Source organism: Streptomyces sp. NPDC087440 (assembly GCF_044744005.1).
GTDB lineage: Bacteria > Actinomycetota > Actinomycetes > Streptomycetales > Streptomycetaceae > Streptomyces.
The window spans coordinates 300,551-316,056 of sequence record NZ_JBIUXN010000006.1 but is presented as its reverse complement, the minus strand read 5'-3'; the positions used below and the strand labels follow the sequence as shown (position 1 = coordinate 316,056).

Here is a 15,506-nt window from a genome sequence, read left to right as displayed (position 1 = left end):
GTCCCCAGCCCCGCCCCTTCACCTAAAGCCTGCGGCGCTGTGCGCGGTTTTGTGCGGGTGCGTTGTGGCTGGTCGCGCAGTTCCCCGCGCCCCTGAAGGGGCGCTCCCTCCCAGAGATCGAAGGAACTCCCATGTCACTCAACTCTCTTGCCGCGAAGGTTGATGCGCGGACGCCCGTCCACCGGGACCGGGCCGTCGATGGGCTGCGGGCGCTTGCCCTGCTGGCGGTGCCCACGGGGCACTGGTTGCTCGGGGGGTTCCGTGTTGATGCCGAGGTCGGGTCGTTGCACAACGCCAGTCCGCTCAGCACCTTCTCCGGGCTCTCGCCGCTGAGTTGGGTGCTTCAGATGCTGGGGATCTTCTTCCTGGTGGGCGGGTACGCGGCGGTTCTCTCGTACACCAGGCACCAGGGGACCAGCGTCGAGTGGCTCAAGGGGCGGCTGGTGCGGCTGGGGCGGCCCGTGCTCGGGGTGACCGCCGTGTGGGCGCTCACGGTGCCGTTGCTGTACGGGCTCGGGGTGCCCGAGGCCACCCTGCGGACCGGGGCGAAGCTGGTCGTGCAGCCGTTGTGGTTCGTGGGGGTGTACGCGGTGATCACCGCGCTGACGCCCGTGTGCGTACGGGTCGCCCGGCGGGCGGGGGCCTGGTCGGCCGTCCCGCTGATCGGGTCCGTCGCGGTCGTCGACTTCCTGCGGTACGGGCCGTACGCGGAGGCCGTGCCGTCCTGGGTGAGTCTGCTGAACCTGCTGCCGGGATGGTTGTTCGCGTATCAACTCGGGGTCGCATGGGGGGAGAAGCGGCTCGGGAAGCGGGCCGCGTACGTACTGCTGATCGGCGGCACCGTCCTGTTCGCCGTGCTGCTCCTGGCCTTCCACTACCCGGCGTCCATGGTCGGCGTCCCCGGCCAGGACCGTACGAACTCGCACCCGCCGTCGCTACTCGTCCTCGCGCTGGCCGCCGCCCAGAGCGGTGCCGCGATCCTGCTCAAGGACCGGATCGGGAGGGTGCTGCGGCGGCCCGCGCTGTGGGCGCCGGTCGTCGTGATCAACCTGTCGGCGATGACGATCCTGTGCTGGCACCAGACCGCGATGCTCGCCGCCGCCGTCCCCGCCTCGTACCTCGGTACGATCCCCGGGCTCACCGAGGCGCCCGTCACCCTGGGGTGGATCGCGGCCCGGCTGATGTGGATTCCGCTGTTCGCGGTGCTGCTGGTCGTCATCGGGAAGTACGCCCGGGTCTTCGAGAACCCGGGGCGCACCGCGCTGGGCGCGACGAAGGCCCGCCGGGCAGTCACCGGACTGCTCGCGGCGGGCTTCACCGTCTTCGCGCTGGGGCTGGCGTGAGCGCCCCGCCGCCCCCGGACCGGCCGCCCGGGGCCCGGTTGCCAGGGACCCGGCCGCTACTCCCGGCCGGCCGAGGCGAAGGACATGTCCGCGTACCGGCCGCCCGACACCTGCCCGGCGATCGGTTCGAGGAGGGCCAGCTCGTCGGCGGAGAGGCGCAGGCGGGTGGCGGCGGTGTTCTCCTCCACCCGGGCCCGCTTGCGGGTGCCGGGGATGGGGACGACCGACAGTCCGTGCACCTGCGCCTGCTGCTGCACCCACGTCAGGGCGACCTGCCCGAGCGTGATGCCGCGGGCGCGGGCGATCTCGCGGACCGGGTCGAGGAGCGCGGCGTTCGCCTCGGCGTTGTCGCCGTTGAAGCGGGGGTGGTGGCGGCGGAAGTCGCCCTCGGTGAGGTCCTTCTCGGCGCTGGCGAAGGAGCCGGTGAGGAAGCCCCGGCCGAGCGGCGAGTACGCGACCAGGGTGGCGCCCACCTCCGCGACCGCCGGGACGACGCCCGCCTCGATGTCGCGGCTGAACAGCGACCACTCCGACTGCACGGCCGCGATCGGGTGCACGGCGTGCGCGGCACGCAGCTCCGGGCCGGTGACCTCGCTCAGGCCCAGCCGCTTGACCTTGCCCGCGGCGACCAGTTCGGCCATGACGCCGACGGTCTCCTCGACGGGGACGTTCAGGTCGCGCCGGTGCATGTAGTAGAGGTCGATGACGTCGACGCCGAGGCGGGTCAGGCTCTCGTCGACGGAACGGCGGATGTACGCGGGGTCGTTGCTGATGATCCGCTTGGTGTTGTCCGCGGGGTCGATCGCGAGGCCGAACTTCGTGGCGACGGTGATCTCGTCCCGGTGCGCCGCGACGAAGGGGGCGAGGAACTCCTCGTTGTCCCCGTCCCCGTAGGCCGCCGCCGTGTCGAACATCGTCACGCCCAGTTCGAGGGCGCGCTCGAGGGTGGCCCGGGCCTCACCGGCGTCGGTGGGGCCGTACGCGAAGCTCATGCCCATGCAGCCGAGGCCCTGGACGCCGACCTCGGGGCCGGTGGGGCCGCCGAGGCGGGTGGTGGGGATGGGGAAGGTGGTGTCCGTCATGTTCGGTCTCAGTACCTCTCCGACGTCCGACGCGCATCCGCGTAGAGGTCGATCTTGTAGTCGAGTACGGCGAGCGTGTCCTGCAGCTCCGCGATGCGGGCGCGCACGTCGCGACGGGTGGACTCCAGCAGCTCCTGGCGCGCCTCGAAGGTGTGCTCCCCCTCGCGGACGAGCTCGGCGTACCGCACCATGTCCGCGACCGGCATGCCGGTCAGCCGGAGCTTGCCGACGAAACGCAGCCAGTCCAGGTCCCGGTTGCGGAACCGGCGCTGGCCGGTGTGCGAGCGGTCCACGTGCGGCATGAGCCCGATGCGCTCGTACCAGCGCAGGGTGTGCGCGGTCAGCCCGGTGACGTGGGCGACCTGGCTGATCGTGTAGTGGTCGCGGCCCTCGGGAAGGGGGTGGCCGCCGCCCGGGGCGCACGGGTCCTGCGGGTGGGTGGGGGCGAGTTGCACGGGGCTGCTGTCGATCACCGTCATGTCCACCACGCTAGGACCTTCGAGTGCACTCGAAGCAAGCACAATCGGGAAGAGATTCCCGCCGTACGCGACGGAAGAAAATCTTGCCGTACGCGACTACCGTGCCCCGCATGAACGATGCGACCCCCTCCGCCCCTCCCCCGGCGCGCCGTGCGACGGCCGAGGACGCGGCGGAAGTGCTGCGGCTGCGGCAGATCATGCTCGACTCGATGTCGGGCGACGAGCCCGCCCCCCGGGACTGGCAGGCCGGGGCCCTGCCGGGGCTGCGCAAGCGACTGTCCCTCCCGGACGGCGACTTCGCGGCCTTCGTCACCGAACACCCCGACGGAAGCGGGCGGTTGGGGTCGCTCGCCGTCGGCACGATCGACTACCGCATCGGCGGCCCGGGCGATCCGACGGGCGGTCGGGGCCACGTCTTCTCGGTCGCGACCGACCCCCGGGCGCGGCGCAGGGGTCACGCACGGGCCTGCATGGACGCGCTCCTGTCCTGGTTCCGCGACCGGGAGGTGGTCCAGGTCGGCCTGAGCGCCTCCACGGAGGCGGAGCCCCTGTACACCGCGCTGGGCTTCACCCGCCGCTCCGCCCCGGACATGCGCCTCACCCTCTGACGTCGACCGGGGCCCCGGGGAGCCCCGCGCGGGGCGGGCGGGGGCGACCGTTAGGCTCGGAGGATGCAGAGCGTGTCGATGATCGAGTCCTGGCCGGTGCCCACCGCCGCCACCGCCGTGGTGCGGGCGGACGGCACCCTCCTCGGGGTGCACGGGGACATCGCGCACCGGTTCCCCCTCGCCTCGGTGTCGAAGCCGCTGGGCGCGTACGCCGCGCTCGTGGCGTACGAGGAGGGCGCCATCGAGCTGGACGAGCCCGCCGGCCCTCCCGGCTCGACCGTCCGGCACCTCCTCGCGCACACCAGCGGCCTCGCCTACGACGAGCCCCGGGTGACCTCCGAGCCGGGCGCCCGCCGCCTGTACTCCAACGCGGGCTTCGACGCGCTCGGCGACCACATCGCCAAGGCCACCGAGATCCCCTTCGGCGAGTACCTGCGCCAGGCGGTCCTGGAGCCCCTCGGCATGACCTCGACCACCATGGACGGCTCCCCCGCCCGCGACGGCGTCTCCACCGTCGACGACCTGGCCCGGTTCGCCGCCGAGCTCCAGGCCCCGCGCCTGCTCGACCCGCGCACGGTCGCCGAGGCCACCCTCACCGTGCACTACCCCGGCACCAAGGGCGTCCTCCCCGGCTTCGGGCACCAGAACCCCAACGACTGGGGTCTCGGCTTCGAGATCCGCGACTCCAAGTCCCCGCACTGGACCGGCAGTTCGGCCTCGCCGCGCACGTTCGGGCACTTCGGCCAGTCCGGTACGTTCCTGATGGTCGACCCGGACGCCTCCCTCGCGATCGTCGCCCTGACCGACCGCGCCTTCGGCCCGTGGGCGGCCGAGGCCTGGCCCCCGTACATCGACGCGGTGCTCGCCGAGGCGCGCACCGCCTGAGTCCCGACAGGGGGCGGCACACCGTGTACCGCTGGCTCTTCTGGTTGTGCGTCGTACTGGCGATCGCCCCGCTGGCGGCGATCCCGTGGTCGGACCGGCCCTTCATCCTGGCCCTCCAGTCCTCCGCCTTCGTCGGCCTGGCCCGGCTCTGCGCCCGCAGGCGCGGGGTCGGGGAACGGGCCTGAACGGGCCCGTTCCCGTATCCCCGCGCCCGGCGGGGCTCAGCGGGGAAGTGACCGGAGGGTGTCCGCGATGCTCTGCGCCGTACGTTGCGGGTCGAGCAGTTCGGCGGTCAGCCGTGCCACTCCCTCCTTGTCCGGACGCACCGGCACTCCCGCTTCATGCAGGTAGCGCACGGCGCAGGTGGCGGCGACCCGTACGTTGGACCGCTCCAGCCAGTTCAGGCTGAGGCCGTGCGCCAGGGCGGCCGCCCGTACGAACGCCCCGTTGTAGACGGGCCGCCCCATCAGCTGCGCACCGTGGCGTTCCACTGCCCCGATGGCCACTCCGAGATCCTCCGGGGCGGGGTCCGCGACCCCCGCCTTCTGGGCCACGTCGAGCACCCAGGCCAGATCAACCGCGAGCATGACGGGCCACCTCGCTCTCGATGAAGTCGCCCCACTCGTCCAGGAACTGTTCCGCGTACTCCAACGACGCCGCCCGCTTGACGTCCGTGTCGGCCGTCACCAGCCGCTCGATGTACTCGTTGAGGCTTATCCGTTCGGCCGCCGCCGCCAGTTTGGCCGCCGCGACGGCGTCTGCGGACATCCGGACGTTGAACTGCGTCTTGGTCGTCACCCGACGACGCTAGCGCGGACTAGCGCGTGTACGCCAGCCGTGGCCAGAGCCTGCGAGCGTCCTCCGGAACACGCGTTCCGATACCCTCCGCCCTACACATCACGGCAACGGGTCGAGCGACGGGGACGGCACATGCACCAGGGCACGACAGCAGGGGGGCAGTTCCAGCCTCTCGTGGACAACGACCCCCGTACGGTGGCGGGTTACCGCATCGCCGCGCGTCTGGGGGCGGGGGGCATGGGGCAGGTGTACCTGTCGTACACGCCCGGCGGGCATCCGATCGCCGTCAAGGTGATCCGGCCGGAGCTCGGGGACGACCCCGGGTTCCGGCAGCGGTTCCGGTCCGAGGTGCAGGCGGCGCAGCGGGTGCAGGGGCTGTACACCGCGCCGGTCATCGACTTCGACACCGAGGGCGAACGGCCGTGGCTCGCCACGGCGTACGTTCCCGGGCCGTCCCTCGCGGTGGCCGTCGGGGAGCACGGGAGGTTCCCGGCGGCGACCGTGCTGCGGCTGGTCGCCGGGATGGCGGAGGCGCTGAAGGTGATCCACGGGGCCGGGATCGTGCACCGCGACCTGAAGCCCGCGAACGTGCTGCTCGCCTCGGACGGGCCCCGCGTCATCGACTTCGGGATCGCGCGGGCCGCCGACGCCACCGCCCTCACCGGGACCGGCGTCACCGTCGGCACCCCCGCCTTCATGTCGCCGGAGCAGGCGGAGGGCAAGGCGGTCGGCCCGGCGTCGGACGTGTTCGCGCTCGGGCAGGTGGGTGTGTTCGCCGCGCTCGCCAACTCGGCGTACGGGCAGGGCAATTCGCATGCCGTCCTGTACCGGATCGTGCACGAGGAGCCCGACCTGACCGGGCTCCCGGCGGAGCTGGACTTCCTCGCGCGCTGCCTCGCCAAGGACCCGGCGGACCGCCCCGACCCCGCCGGGATCATCGAACTGTGCCGGGCCGCGTCGCCCACCCCCCTGTCCCAGCAGGGCAGTTGGCTCCCCGAGCCGATGGAGGCGGACATCCACCGCCGCACCGAGGCCTGGGCGGCGATGCGCACCTCCCTGAACGCGACCCCGGCGGGCCCCGGCCCGGCCCTGCACCACGCCCCGACGGCCACCGCGGCCCCGGCGACCCCGGCGACTCCCCCGCCGCCGCCCGCAGCCGTGCCCGCCCAGCCCCCCTACCCCGCACAGCCGACGCCGGCGGGCCCGGCCTCGTACCCGACCAGTCCGCAGCACAGCCTGCACTCGGCCCCGTATCCGATGCACTCCCACACCCCGCCCAGCTCCTGGGCCCCGCCGCCCAAGAAGAAGATGAGCGGCGGCGTGATCGCGCTCATCGTGCTGGGTGTCCTCGGCGTCGTCGCGGTCGGCGGCTGCGCGGCCGTGGTCGCCGGGCTCAGCGACCGCGGCCCCGACGGGAGGAGCGGGACCGGCGGCGGCACCCGCGCCTCCGGGACGCCCCGGCCCGACCCCAAGCCGGTCACCTACACGGGCGTGCACCTCACCAACGACTACTACATCCGCTTCGCCGACTCCCCGCCCAAGCCCCTGCACTCCGGCGACGCCGCCTACGAGGACGACGCCGACTTCTACTACTGGAGCGACGAGCGCTACCTCGGCAGCAACGGCGAGAAGGTCTCCCTCCTCAACAACTCCCAGAAGGGCTCCCTGAAGACCTGTCGCGAGGAGACCCGCTTCACCGAGCGCATCACCCTGAGCCAGGTGTCCAGGGGCTCCCAGCTGTGCGTGCACACGCAGTCCGGGCACATCGCCCTGATCACCTACCGGGGCCGCTCCGCCGCCTCCGAGCCCGCCGACTACGTCACCCTCGACCTGACCGTGTGGCGCAACGCGGAGGAGCCGTCGGGCAGCGGCTACTGAGCCTCCCGGAACTCCCAGACCAGCACCTCGGCGGGGCCGGCCGCCACCAGCTCCAGGTCCGCCTCGCCCCCGATCCGCACCGAGTCCCCCGCCGCCAGCCGGTCCCCGCCCAGGGCCGCTTCTCCCCGTACGACATGGAGGTAGCCGGTCCCGGGCGCGTCCGCCCGCTCGCCCCCGGCCAGGCGGCGCACGGTGAGCGTGGCGCCCGCCGCCGCCAGGTCGTAGGGGGTGGTGTCGGCGATGCCCCGGACCAGTTCGTACGCGGGGTCGCCGCCCGGGGTCAGCGGGGCGAGCCACATCTGGACGAAGACCAGGGGGTCCGGGCCCGCGTTGCGCTCCACATGGCGCACGCCGTCCGCCGCGCTCAGGTGCTGGACGTCGCCGGGGCGTACGACGGTGGCACGGCCGGTGGAGTCGAGGTGGGTCAGCTCTCCCTCGACGACCCAGGTGACGATCTCGGTGTGGCTGTGCGGGTGCTCGTCGAAGCCCGCGCCGGGGGCGAGGCGTTCCTCGTTGCAGGCGAGGACGGGGCCGAAGCGGAGGTTGTCCGGGTCGTAGAAGTGGCCGAAGGAGAAGGCGTGGAAGGACTCGATCCCGGCGGCCGGGTCGCCGCCCCGGTACCGGTCGGCTGCGCGTCGTACGGAAATCACGGTGCCAGCCTAGGGCGGCCCGGACGCCCCCGGAGCCCGATCGCCCGAGGCTGCCGACGGGCCGACCGATCAAGGTTGCCGACGGACCGACCGCGCAAGCCCGCCGACAGCCGACAGCCGGTCGCCCGAGCCCGCCGACAGCCCGGTCACCCCGGCCTGCCGACCACGCCCGTCGCCGGATGAGGCAGTCTTGTCCCCGTGCCCCGATCCGATCCCGAAACGCAAGCGGCAGGCGCCGCAGCCGAGGCAGAGGCCGAAGCGGCCGCCGCGAACGACGTCTACGACGCCCACCCGCACTCCGCGACGCTCAAGCGGCTGGAGCAGTCCTCCGGCTCCCTCGCCGCGAGCGCCATCGCGCGCATGGACGAGACGCTGCCCTGGTACCGGGCGATGCCGCCCGAGAACCGGTCGTGGATCGGCCTGGTCGCGCAGGCCGGTATCGCCGCCTTCACGGAGTGGTTCCGGCATCCGGAGACCCCGCAGGCGATCTCCACCGACGTGTTCGGGACGGCTCCGCGCGAGCTGACCCGGGCGATCACGCTGCGCCAGACCGTCGAGATGGTCCGTACGACCATCGAGGTCATGGAGTCGGCCATCGAGGAGGTGGCCGCGCCGGGCGACGAGTCCGTGCTGCGCGAGGCGCTGCTCGTGTACGCCCGGGAGATCGCCTTCGCGACCGCCCAGGTGTACGCGCAGGCAGCCGAGGCCCGGGGGGCCTGGGACGCGCGCCTCGAGTCGCTCGTGGTCAACGCGGTGCTGTCCGGGGAGGCCGACGAGGGGGCCGTGTCACGGGCCGCCGCGCTGGGCTGGAACGCGCCGGAGCATGTGTGCGTCGTCCTCGGCACCGCCCCCGACGGGGACTCCGAGCTGACCGTGGAGGCCATCCGGCGGGCCGCCCGGCACGCCAAGCTCCAGGTGCTGACCGGGGTGCTCGGCACCCGGCTGGTCGTCATCGCCGGTGGCAGCGACAACCCGTTGCAGGTCGCGAAGGCGCTGATCGGACCGTACGCCGCCGGGCCCGTCGTCGCGGGACCCGTCGTCCCGGACCTCCTGGCGGCCACCCGCTCCGCCCAGGCGGCGGCCGCCGGGCTGAAGGCGTGCACGGCCTGGCAGGACGCCCCGCGGCCGGTTCTGGCGGACGATCTCCTGCCGGAGCGGGCGATCGCCTCCGACCGTGGCGCGCGGGAGCAGCTGGTGGAGGAGATCTACAGACCGCTGGAGGAGGCCGGGTCCGCGCTCCTGGAGACGCTGAGCGTGTACCTGGAGCAGGCGAGCAGCCTGGAGGGGGCCGCGCGGATGCTCTTCGTGCACCCCAACACCGTGCGCTACCGGCTTCGACGTGTGACGGACGTCACCGGCTGGTCGCCGTCCGACGTCCGCTCGGCCTTTACGCTCCGTATCGCCCTGATCCTGGGGCGCCTGGCCGACGGCGAACAGCCGTCCTAGACTTTTGTCGGATACAAACAATGAGACCGTCGGTTCTTCGTCCCAGTCCCCACGGGCAGAAGACGCCGCCCACAAGAGAGAGTGTGAGGGTGCTCGTACTCGTCGCTCCCGGCCAAGGCGCTCAGACGCCCGGCTTCCTGACCCCCTGGCTCGACCTCCCCGGTGCGGCCGACCGCATCGCGGCCTGGTCCGACGCCATCGGTCTCGACCTCGTCCACTACGGCACGAAGGCCGACGCCGACGCCATCCGTGACACCGCCGTCGCCCAGCCGCTGCTGGTCGCCGCCGGTCTCCTCTCGGCGTCCGCGCTCGGCGACATCTCCTCGGCCGGCGCCGTCGCCGGACACAGCGTCGGTGAGATCACCGCCGCCGCGTTCGCCGGTGTGCTGTCGGAAGAGGCCGCACTGCGTTTCGTACGGACGCGTGGCCTCGGCATGGCGCAGGCCGCCGCCGTCACCGAGACGGGCATGTCCGCCCTGCTCGGCGGCGACCCCGAGGTGACCGTCGCGCACCTGAAGAAGCTGGGGCTCACCCCGGCGAACGTGAACGGCGCCGGGCAGATCGTCGCCGCCGGCACCGCCGAGCAGCTCGCCGCGCTGGAGGCCGACAAGCCCGAGGGCGTGCGCCGCGTGGTGGCCCTGAAGGTGGCCGGCGCGTTCCACACCGAGCACATGGCTCCGGCCGTCGCCGAACTGGGCAAGGCCGCCCAGGACCTCGACGTGTCCGACCCCACCCTGACGTATGTCTCGAACGCCGACGGCCAGCGTGTGGCCGCCGGTTCCGAGGTCGTCTCGCGCCTGGTCAGCCAGGTCTCCAACCCGGTCCGCTGGGACCTGTGCATGGAGACCTTCCAGACGCTGGGCGCGACCGCGATGATCGAGGTCTGCCCCGGCGGCACGCTGGTCGGGCTGGCCAAGCGCGCCCTGCCGGGCGTCAAGACCCTCGCGCTCAAGACCCCCGACGACCTCGACGCGGCCCGCGCGCTCCTCGCCGAGCACGCGAGCGCGTAAGGAGCGAGCCAACATGGCGAAGATCAAGCCCAGCAAGGGTGCCCCGTACGCGCGCATCCTCGGGGTCGGCGGCTACCGCCCGACCCGGGTGGTGCCCAACGAGGTGATCCTCGAAAAGATCGACTCCTCCGACGAGTGGATCCGTTCGCGCTCCGGCATCGCCACCCGCCACTGGGCCTCCGAGACGGAGACCGTGGCGATGATGTCGATCGAGGCCTCCGGGAAGGCGATCGCCGACGCCGGGATCACCCCGGAGCAGATCGGCGCCGTCATCGTCTCGACGGTCTCGCACTTCAAGCAGACCCCGGCCGTCGCCACCGAGATCGCCGACAAGATCGGCGCGGGGAAGCCCGCGGCCTTCGACATCTCCGCCGGGTGCGCGGGCTTCGGCTACGGCCTGACCCTCGCCAAGGGCATGGTGGTGGAAGGCTCGGCCGAGTACGTGCTGGTCATCGGCGTGGAGCGGCTCAGCGACCTCACCGACCTGGAGGACCGTGCGACGGCCTTCCTGTTCGGTGACGGTGCGGGCGCGGTCGTCGTGGGCCCCTCGGACGAGCCGCACATCGGCCCGACCGTGTGGGGTTCCGAGGGCGACAAGTCCGAGACGATCAAGCAGACCGTCGCCTGGGACAAGTGGCAGATCGGCGACGTCTCCCAGATGCCGCTGGACAGCAAGGGCGAGGTCAAGTTCCCCGCCATCACGCAGGAGGGCCAGGCGGTGTTCCGCTGGGCCGTCTTCGAGATGGCGAAGGTCGCCCAGCAGGCGCTGGACGCCGCCGGGATCTCGCCGGAAGACCTGGACGTCTTCATTCCGCACCAGGCCAACATGCGGATCATCGACTCGATGGTGAAGACTCTCAAACTGCCGGAGCACGTCACGGTCGCCCGTGACATCGAAACCACCGGCAACACCTCGGCAGCCTCGATCCCGCTCGCGATGGAGCGGCTTCTGGCCACCGGACAGGCCAAGAGCGGGGACACCGCCCTGGTCATCGGCTTCGGGGCGGGTCTCGTCTACGCCGCGACTGTCGTTACCCTCCCCTAGGGCGATTCCGGGATTCCACCCGGGACCGCCCACACCTTCCGATTCACCTTTAACCGAAGGAGCGCCGTCATGGCCGCCACGCAGGAAGAGATCGTCGCCGGTCTCGCCGAGATCGTCAACGAGATCGCCGGTATCCCCACCGAGGACGTCCAGCTGGACAAGTCCTTCACCGACGACCTGGACGTCGACTCGCTGTCCATGGTCGAGGTCGTCGTCGCCGCCGAAGAGCGCTTCGACGTGAAGATCCCCGACGAGGACGTCAAGAACCTCAAGACGGTCGGCGACGCCGCGAAGTACATCCTGGAGCACCAGGCCTGATCAGGCCTGTGGCCAGGACCGGGCCGCCCCGTCCGCGGGGCTGTCCACCTGTAGCGCTGCACTCGCCACCCGGCGGTGGCGCCGTAAAGATTCCCCCTCTACACGTGGAGAAAGAATTCCTGTGAGCCCGACCAATCGCACCGTGGTCGTCACCGGTATCGGCGCAACTACACCGCTGGGTGGCGACGCCGCGTCGACCTGGGAAGGTCTGCTGTCCGGTCGCAGCGGCGTCCGCCCCCTGGAGGGCGAGCGCTTCGCCGACCTGCCGGTGCGCATCGCCGCCCAGGCCGCGGTCGACCCGTCCGAGGTGCTGCCCCGGCCGCTCGCCCGCAAGCTGGACCGTTCCGCGCAGTTCGCCGTCATCGCCGCCCGCGAGGCGTGGGCCGATGCGGGCTTCACCGCCAAGGCCGGCGAGGACGAGAAGATCACCCCCGAGCGCCTGGGCACGGTCATCGCCTCCGGCATCGGCGGCATCACGACTCTGCTCGACCAGTACGACGTGCTGAAGGAGAAGGGCGTCCGCCGCGTCTCCCCGCACACCGTCCCCATGCTCATGCCGAACGGCCCCTCGGCCAACGTCGGCCTGGAGATGGGCGCCCGCGCGGGCGTGCACTCCATGGTCAGCGCCTGCGCCTCGGGCGCCGAGGCCGTCGGCTACGCGATCGAGATGATCCGCTCCGGTCGCGCCGACGTCGTCATCGCCGGTGGCACCGAAGCCACCATCCACCCGCTGCCGATCGCGGCCTTCGCCAACATGATGGCGATGTCGAAGAACAACGACGAGCCCGAGAAGGCCTCGCGCCCCTACGACACCGCCCGTGACGGCTTCGTCCTGGGCGAGGGCGCCGGAATCGTCGTCCTGGAGTCCGCCGAGCACGCCGCCGCACGCGGCGCGAAGGTGTACTGCGAGGCCGTCGGCCAGGGCCTGTCCTCCGACGCGCACCACATCGCGCAGCCCGAGCCGACCGGCCGGGGCATCGCCGCCGCCCTCCAGCAGCTGCTGGACGCCACGGGCCTCGCCCCGTCCGAGATCGCGCACCTGAACGCGCACGCGACGTCCACCCCGCAGGGCGACGTCGCCGAGATCAAGGCGCTGCGCAAGGTGCTCGGCGACGACCTGGACCACGTCGCGGTCTCCGCCACCAAGTCCATGACCGGCCACCTCCTCGGCGGTGCGGGCGGCATCGAGACCGTCGCCACGGTCCTGGCGCTGCACCACCGCACGGCCCCGCCGACCATCAACGTCGACGACCTCGACCCGGAGGCGGCGGAGGCGGACATCGTCCGCGACAAGCCGCGCGCGCTCCCGGCCGAGGGCACGATCGCCGCGATCAACAACTCGTTCGGCTTCGGCGGCCACAACGTGGTGCTGGCGTTCCGCACGGTCTGATCGGTTCCCGTACGTCACGAAGGCCCGCCCCTGCTTCTCGCGGGGGCGGGCCTTCGCCTGTTTCCCTCCGTACGGTACGAAGCGGCTCGGCGGACCCGGCTCAGCGGACCCGGCTCAGCGGATCGCGAAGACCGGGGCGGGCTCCGAGAGCCGCTTGTCGCTGCTGTACTCGTTGGGCCTGTCCCCGTTGACCACGACCACGGTGGAGCCAGGACCCTGGAACAGCGACGCCGACGAGGGGTTCGGGGTGCGCGACCCGAGGACGCCCAGCGGGGCCTCGGTCCTGCGCCCGGTGCGCAGGTCGTACCCGGCCAGGTAGGGCGTCTCGTCGCCCCGCAGCAGGACGCTGAGCCGCCCGTCGGTGCCGGCCAGCAGCGCCGTGGCCGTGTCGGGCAGCCGCTTGAGCCACTGCCTCTCTCCGGTGGCCAGCGAGAACGCGCCGACCCAGCGCACCCCGGTCTCCCCCGGCGTGATCACCCCGGTGACGAGCCGATCACCGACCACCCTCGCCTGCACGGTGAGCCCGATGAGGCCCTCGGCCTCGGAGTTGGCGTTCGGGGTGCCGGTCGCGTGCCGGGACACCTTCAGGACCGCGCGGGCGCGCCCCTTGTCGTCGTACGACAGGAAGGCGTCGACGCCGCGCTGGTCCCGCTCCTTGATCCGCAGCACCGGCGGCGAGGTGGCGGCGAACCAGGCACTCAGCGCGGACGACTCCACCGGGAGCACGGCGCGCCAGAGCTGCTTGCCGGTGGCGGCGTCGAGGGTGATCAGCCGGGAGACGGTGGTCTCCGCGATGTAGTCCTTGCGGCACTCCTCGACGAGCAGGACGCGGTCCGCGGAGGCGTCCAGTGCACCGGCCGTGCACAGCCGCTTCGTGGTGAACGGCCGCGTCCAGACCGGCTTGCCGGTGGTCGCGTCGAAGGCGCGCAGCCGGTCCGTCTCCACGGCGACGGCGGTACGGCCCGCCAGGGCGAAGGTGCCGGTCGCGGCTCTGGAGTCGTACGGGTCGAAGCGGAGCTTCTGCTGCCAGCGGGTCCTGCCGGTGGTGAGGTCGACGGCGGTCAGCTCGGCGCACGGCTGGTCGAAGCGGGCGTAGCCGACGAGGGCGAGGCCCCCGGCGGTGCGGGTGTCGGTGCCGCACACCGTGCGGCGCGTCGGCACCGGGGTGCTCCACCGGCGGCTGCCGTCGGCCAGGGAGTACGCGGTGAGCGCGTCCGGGGTGGCCCGCACCAGGTTCGGGCCGGCGGGCAGGATCCAGTCGGTGGGCGTGCTGGAGCCGCCGTTGCGCGGTCCCGTTTTCTCGTACGGGAGGGACCAGGCCACCGAGCGGGCCTTGCCGGGCAGCGAGGTGGCCCAGGCGCCCGCGGGCCACAGGAACGCGGCGACGCCCGCCAGTGCCAGCGGGAGGGCGATCCAGCCCCGCCTGCGGTGCGGGGAGGGGCCGGTGATCTTGCCGTCGCGGTCCTTGAGCGGCGGTGCGACGACGCCCAGGAAGATCAGTCCGGTGATCAGCAGCGCGAGCGCGCCGAAGATCGTGAAGGTGTGGGCCCAGCCGTCGACGGCGGACGAGCCGGGCAGACAGGTCTCGCCGGTGCAGACGCCTTCGAGCCGCTCCAGCCGGGAATCCTCGATGTGGAACCGTATCGCTGCCGCGACCAGGCCCCCCGAGACGACGACGGCGGCCCCTGCCACCACCTGACCCACACGCACCGCGTACCCCCCACAGGTAAAAACTCGATCAACTGTGGGCGGAATCTATCCCGATCATGGCCGGGGCGGTCGGCGGAGGCCGAAACCGGGAGGGGAGGTCGGGCGGGGTCCGGTCAGACGACCTGGTGGAGCCAGCGCACGGGGGCGCCCTCGCCCGCGTACCGGAAGGGCTCCAGTTCGTCGTCCCAGGGCTTGCCGAGCAGCCGGGAGATCTCCGCCTCCAGGTCGCTCTCGCCGTGCACGGAGCGGGCGAGGGCGGCGCGCAGCCGGTCCTCCGGGATGAGGATGTCGCCGTGCATGCCGGTCACCGCGTGGAAGATGCCGAGCGCCGGGGTGGAGCTGTAGCGCTCGCCCTCGGCGGTGGGGCAGGGCTCGGCGGTCACCTCGAAGCGCAGCATGTCCCAGCCGCGCAGGGCGGAGGCCAGTTTCGAGGCCGTGCCCGCCCTGCCCTGCCAGGAGAACTCGGATCTCCAGGTGCCGGGCGCGGCCGGCTGCCTGATCCAGTCGAGTCCGACGCGCACACCGAGGACGGAACCCACCGCCCATTCGACGTGGGGGCACATCGCGCGCGGCGCGGAGTGGACGTAGAGAACTCCACGTGTCGTCACCGGGACCTCCTGCTGTCTGGGTCGAGGTTCGCGAACACCTGCGGCCTCGTGCTCCCTGCGCCCTGCGGTCGAGGTGACACGCCTGGCCGGCTCCCGAGGTTGTCAACAGTAAACAGCATCGGGAGTGAAACTCCTGAAAAGGGACAGTATGTGACGTCATGTAATTTACCGGGGCCGATGGGGCGGGGCAGCTCGTCGCCCTGTGCCGCGCCCGGTGCGGCTCCGGTGGGGAAAAGCTACCGTGCGGCGCGCGCCG

17 protein-coding genes are annotated in these 15,506 nt (G+C 72.4%); 10 read left to right on the top strand and 7 right to left on the bottom strand.

Going from position 1 to position 15,506, the window contains the following annotated elements; translation table 11 throughout:
• Positions 1 to 131: 131 nt before the first annotated feature.
• Entirely contained in the window at positions 132 to 1,343 is a 1,212-nt protein-coding gene (locus tag ACIO3O_RS16105; protein ID WP_401745764.1) for an acyltransferase, read from the top strand.
• 56 nt (positions 1,344 to 1,399) lie between these two features.
• On the opposite strand, the gene ACIO3O_RS16100 is transcribed toward ACIO3O_RS16105, so the two are convergent.
• Both ACIO3O_RS16100 and ACIO3O_RS16095 read right to left on the bottom strand, forming a co-directional pair.
• Positions 1,400 to 2,425 (bottom strand): aldo/keto reductase, encoded by a 1,026-nt coding sequence (locus ACIO3O_RS16100; protein WP_401745763.1) that lies wholly within the window; start codon positions 2,423 to 2,425, stop codon positions 1,400 to 1,402.
• Positions 2,426 to 2,433: 8 nt separating this feature from the next.
• Positions 2,434 to 2,904 carry a MerR family transcriptional regulator gene (locus ACIO3O_RS16095; RefSeq protein ID WP_401745761.1) on the bottom strand — a complete coding sequence of 157 codons (471 nt, stop codon included), beginning with the start codon at positions 2,902 to 2,904 and terminating at the stop codon, positions 2,434 to 2,436.
• Positions 2,905 to 3,014: 110 nt separating this feature from the next.
• Here ACIO3O_RS16095 and ACIO3O_RS16090 point away from each other — a divergent pair, with 110 nt between their 5' ends.
• From ACIO3O_RS16090 to ACIO3O_RS16080, 3 genes are all read left to right on the top strand, one after another.
• Positions 3,015 to 3,512, top strand: a complete 498-nt coding sequence (locus ACIO3O_RS16090; protein WP_401745760.1) for a GNAT family N-acetyltransferase — start codon at positions 3,015 to 3,017, stop codon at positions 3,510 to 3,512.
• Between the two features lie 63 nt (positions 3,513 to 3,575).
• Positions 3,576 to 4,397 (top strand): serine hydrolase domain-containing protein, encoded by an 822-nt coding sequence (locus ACIO3O_RS16085; protein ID WP_401745757.1) that lies wholly within the window; start codon positions 3,576 to 3,578, stop codon positions 4,395 to 4,397.
• A 23-nt stretch (positions 4,398 to 4,420) separates the two neighbouring features.
• The gene (locus ACIO3O_RS16080) at positions 4,421 to 4,582 is read left to right on the top strand and encodes a hypothetical protein (RefSeq protein ID WP_401745755.1); all 162 of its coding nucleotides are present in this window, start codon (positions 4,421 to 4,423) and stop codon (positions 4,580 to 4,582) included.
• Between the two features lie 36 nt (positions 4,583 to 4,618).
• Here the strand turns inward: ACIO3O_RS16080 and ACIO3O_RS16075 are convergent, their stop codons facing one another.
• Entirely contained in the window at positions 4,619 to 4,984 is a 366-nt protein-coding gene (locus ACIO3O_RS16075; RefSeq protein WP_401745753.1) for a fic family toxin-antitoxin system, toxin component, read from the bottom strand.
• Positions 4,971 to 5,195 (bottom strand): toxin-antitoxin system HicB family antitoxin, encoded by a 225-nt coding sequence (locus ACIO3O_RS16070; protein WP_401745750.1) that lies wholly within the window; start codon positions 5,193 to 5,195, stop codon positions 4,971 to 4,973. The genes ACIO3O_RS16075 and ACIO3O_RS16070 overlap by 14 nt, the downstream gene beginning before the upstream one ends.
• A 132-nt stretch (positions 5,196 to 5,327) precedes the next feature.
• On the opposite strand from ACIO3O_RS16070, the gene ACIO3O_RS16065 reads away from it, so the two are divergent.
• On the top strand, positions 5,328 to 7,073 hold the full coding sequence (locus tag ACIO3O_RS16065; RefSeq protein WP_401745748.1) for a serine/threonine-protein kinase: 1,746 nt from the start codon (positions 5,328 to 5,330) through the stop codon (positions 7,071 to 7,073).
• Here ACIO3O_RS16065 and ACIO3O_RS16060 read toward each other — a convergent pair.
• On the bottom strand, positions 7,067 to 7,723 hold the full coding sequence (locus tag ACIO3O_RS16060) for a pirin family protein (protein ID WP_401745745.1): 657 nt from the start codon (positions 7,721 to 7,723) through the stop codon (positions 7,067 to 7,069). The genes ACIO3O_RS16065 and ACIO3O_RS16060 overlap by 7 nt on opposite strands.
• Before the next feature lie 315 nt (positions 7,724 to 8,038).
• Here ACIO3O_RS16060 and fasR point away from each other — a divergent pair, with 315 nt between their 5' ends.
• The 5 genes from fasR (at position 8,039) to fabF (ending at position 12,932) form a co-directional block, all read left to right on the top strand.
• On the top strand, positions 8,039 to 9,169 hold the full coding sequence (gene fasR, locus ACIO3O_RS16055; protein ID WP_401745914.1) for a fatty acid biosynthesis transcriptional regulator FasR: 1,131 nt from the start codon (positions 8,039 to 8,041) through the stop codon (positions 9,167 to 9,169).
• An 89-nt stretch (positions 9,170 to 9,258) separates the two neighbouring features.
• Positions 9,259 to 10,179, top strand: a complete 921-nt coding sequence (locus tag ACIO3O_RS16050; protein WP_401745742.1) for an ACP S-malonyltransferase — start codon at positions 9,259 to 9,261, stop codon at positions 10,177 to 10,179.
• 13 nt (positions 10,180 to 10,192) lie between these two features.
• Entirely contained in the window at positions 10,193 to 11,224 is a 1,032-nt protein-coding gene (locus ACIO3O_RS16045; RefSeq protein WP_401745740.1) for a ketoacyl-ACP synthase III, read from the top strand.
• A gap of 69 nt (positions 11,225 to 11,293) precedes the next feature.
• The gene (locus tag ACIO3O_RS16040; protein WP_401745738.1) at positions 11,294 to 11,542 is read left to right on the top strand and encodes an acyl carrier protein; all 249 of its coding nucleotides are present in this window, start codon (positions 11,294 to 11,296) and stop codon (positions 11,540 to 11,542) included.
• A 121-nt stretch (positions 11,543 to 11,663) separates the two neighbouring features.
• Positions 11,664 to 12,932, top strand: coding sequence for a beta-ketoacyl-ACP synthase II (gene fabF, locus ACIO3O_RS16035; RefSeq protein WP_401745736.1), 1,269 nt, complete (start codon positions 11,664 to 11,666; stop codon positions 12,930 to 12,932).
• A gap of 114 nt (positions 12,933 to 13,046) precedes the next feature.
• On the opposite strand, the gene ACIO3O_RS16030 is transcribed toward fabF, so the two are convergent.
• Complete coding sequence (locus ACIO3O_RS16030; protein ID WP_401745734.1) at positions 13,047 to 14,642, bottom strand: PQQ-binding-like beta-propeller repeat protein; 1,596 nt, start codon at positions 14,640 to 14,642, stop codon at positions 13,047 to 13,049.
• Positions 14,643 to 14,755: 113 nt separating this feature from the next.
• Positions 14,756 to 15,250, bottom strand: coding sequence for a DUF3145 domain-containing protein (locus ACIO3O_RS16025; RefSeq protein ID WP_401745731.1), 495 nt, complete (start codon positions 15,248 to 15,250; stop codon positions 14,756 to 14,758).
• Positions 15,251 to 15,506: the final 256 nt, after the last annotated feature.

Excerpts from the sequence above, each read along its gene's own strand:
- ACIO3O_RS16090 (WP_401745760.1), top strand. The coding sequence starts at position 3,015 with ATGAACGATGCGACCCCCTCCGCCCCTCCCCCGGCGCGCCGTGCGACG.
- ACIO3O_RS16075 (WP_401745753.1), bottom strand. The coding sequence starts at position 4,984 with ATGCTCGCGGTTGATCTGGCCTGGGTGCTCGACGTGGCCCAGAAGGCG.
- ACIO3O_RS16095 (WP_401745761.1), bottom strand. The coding sequence starts at position 2,904 with ATGACGGTGATCGACAGCAGCCCCGTGCAACTCGCCCCCACCCACCCG.
- ACIO3O_RS16105 (WP_401745764.1), top strand. The coding sequence starts at position 132 with ATGTCACTCAACTCTCTTGCCGCGAAGGTTGATGCGCGGACGCCCGTC.
- ACIO3O_RS16040 (WP_401745738.1), top strand. The coding sequence starts at position 11,294 with ATGGCCGCCACGCAGGAAGAGATCGTCGCCGGTCTCGCCGAGATCGTC.
- ACIO3O_RS16100 (WP_401745763.1), bottom strand. The coding sequence starts at position 2,425 with ATGACGGACACCACCTTCCCCATCCCCACCACCCGCCTCGGCGGCCCC.
- ACIO3O_RS16085 (WP_401745757.1), top strand. The coding sequence starts at position 3,576 with ATGCAGAGCGTGTCGATGATCGAGTCCTGGCCGGTGCCCACCGCCGCC.
- ACIO3O_RS16065 (WP_401745748.1), top strand. The coding sequence starts at position 5,328 with ATGCACCAGGGCACGACAGCAGGGGGGCAGTTCCAGCCTCTCGTGGAC.
- ACIO3O_RS16045 (WP_401745740.1), top strand. The coding sequence starts at position 10,193 with ATGGCGAAGATCAAGCCCAGCAAGGGTGCCCCGTACGCGCGCATCCTC.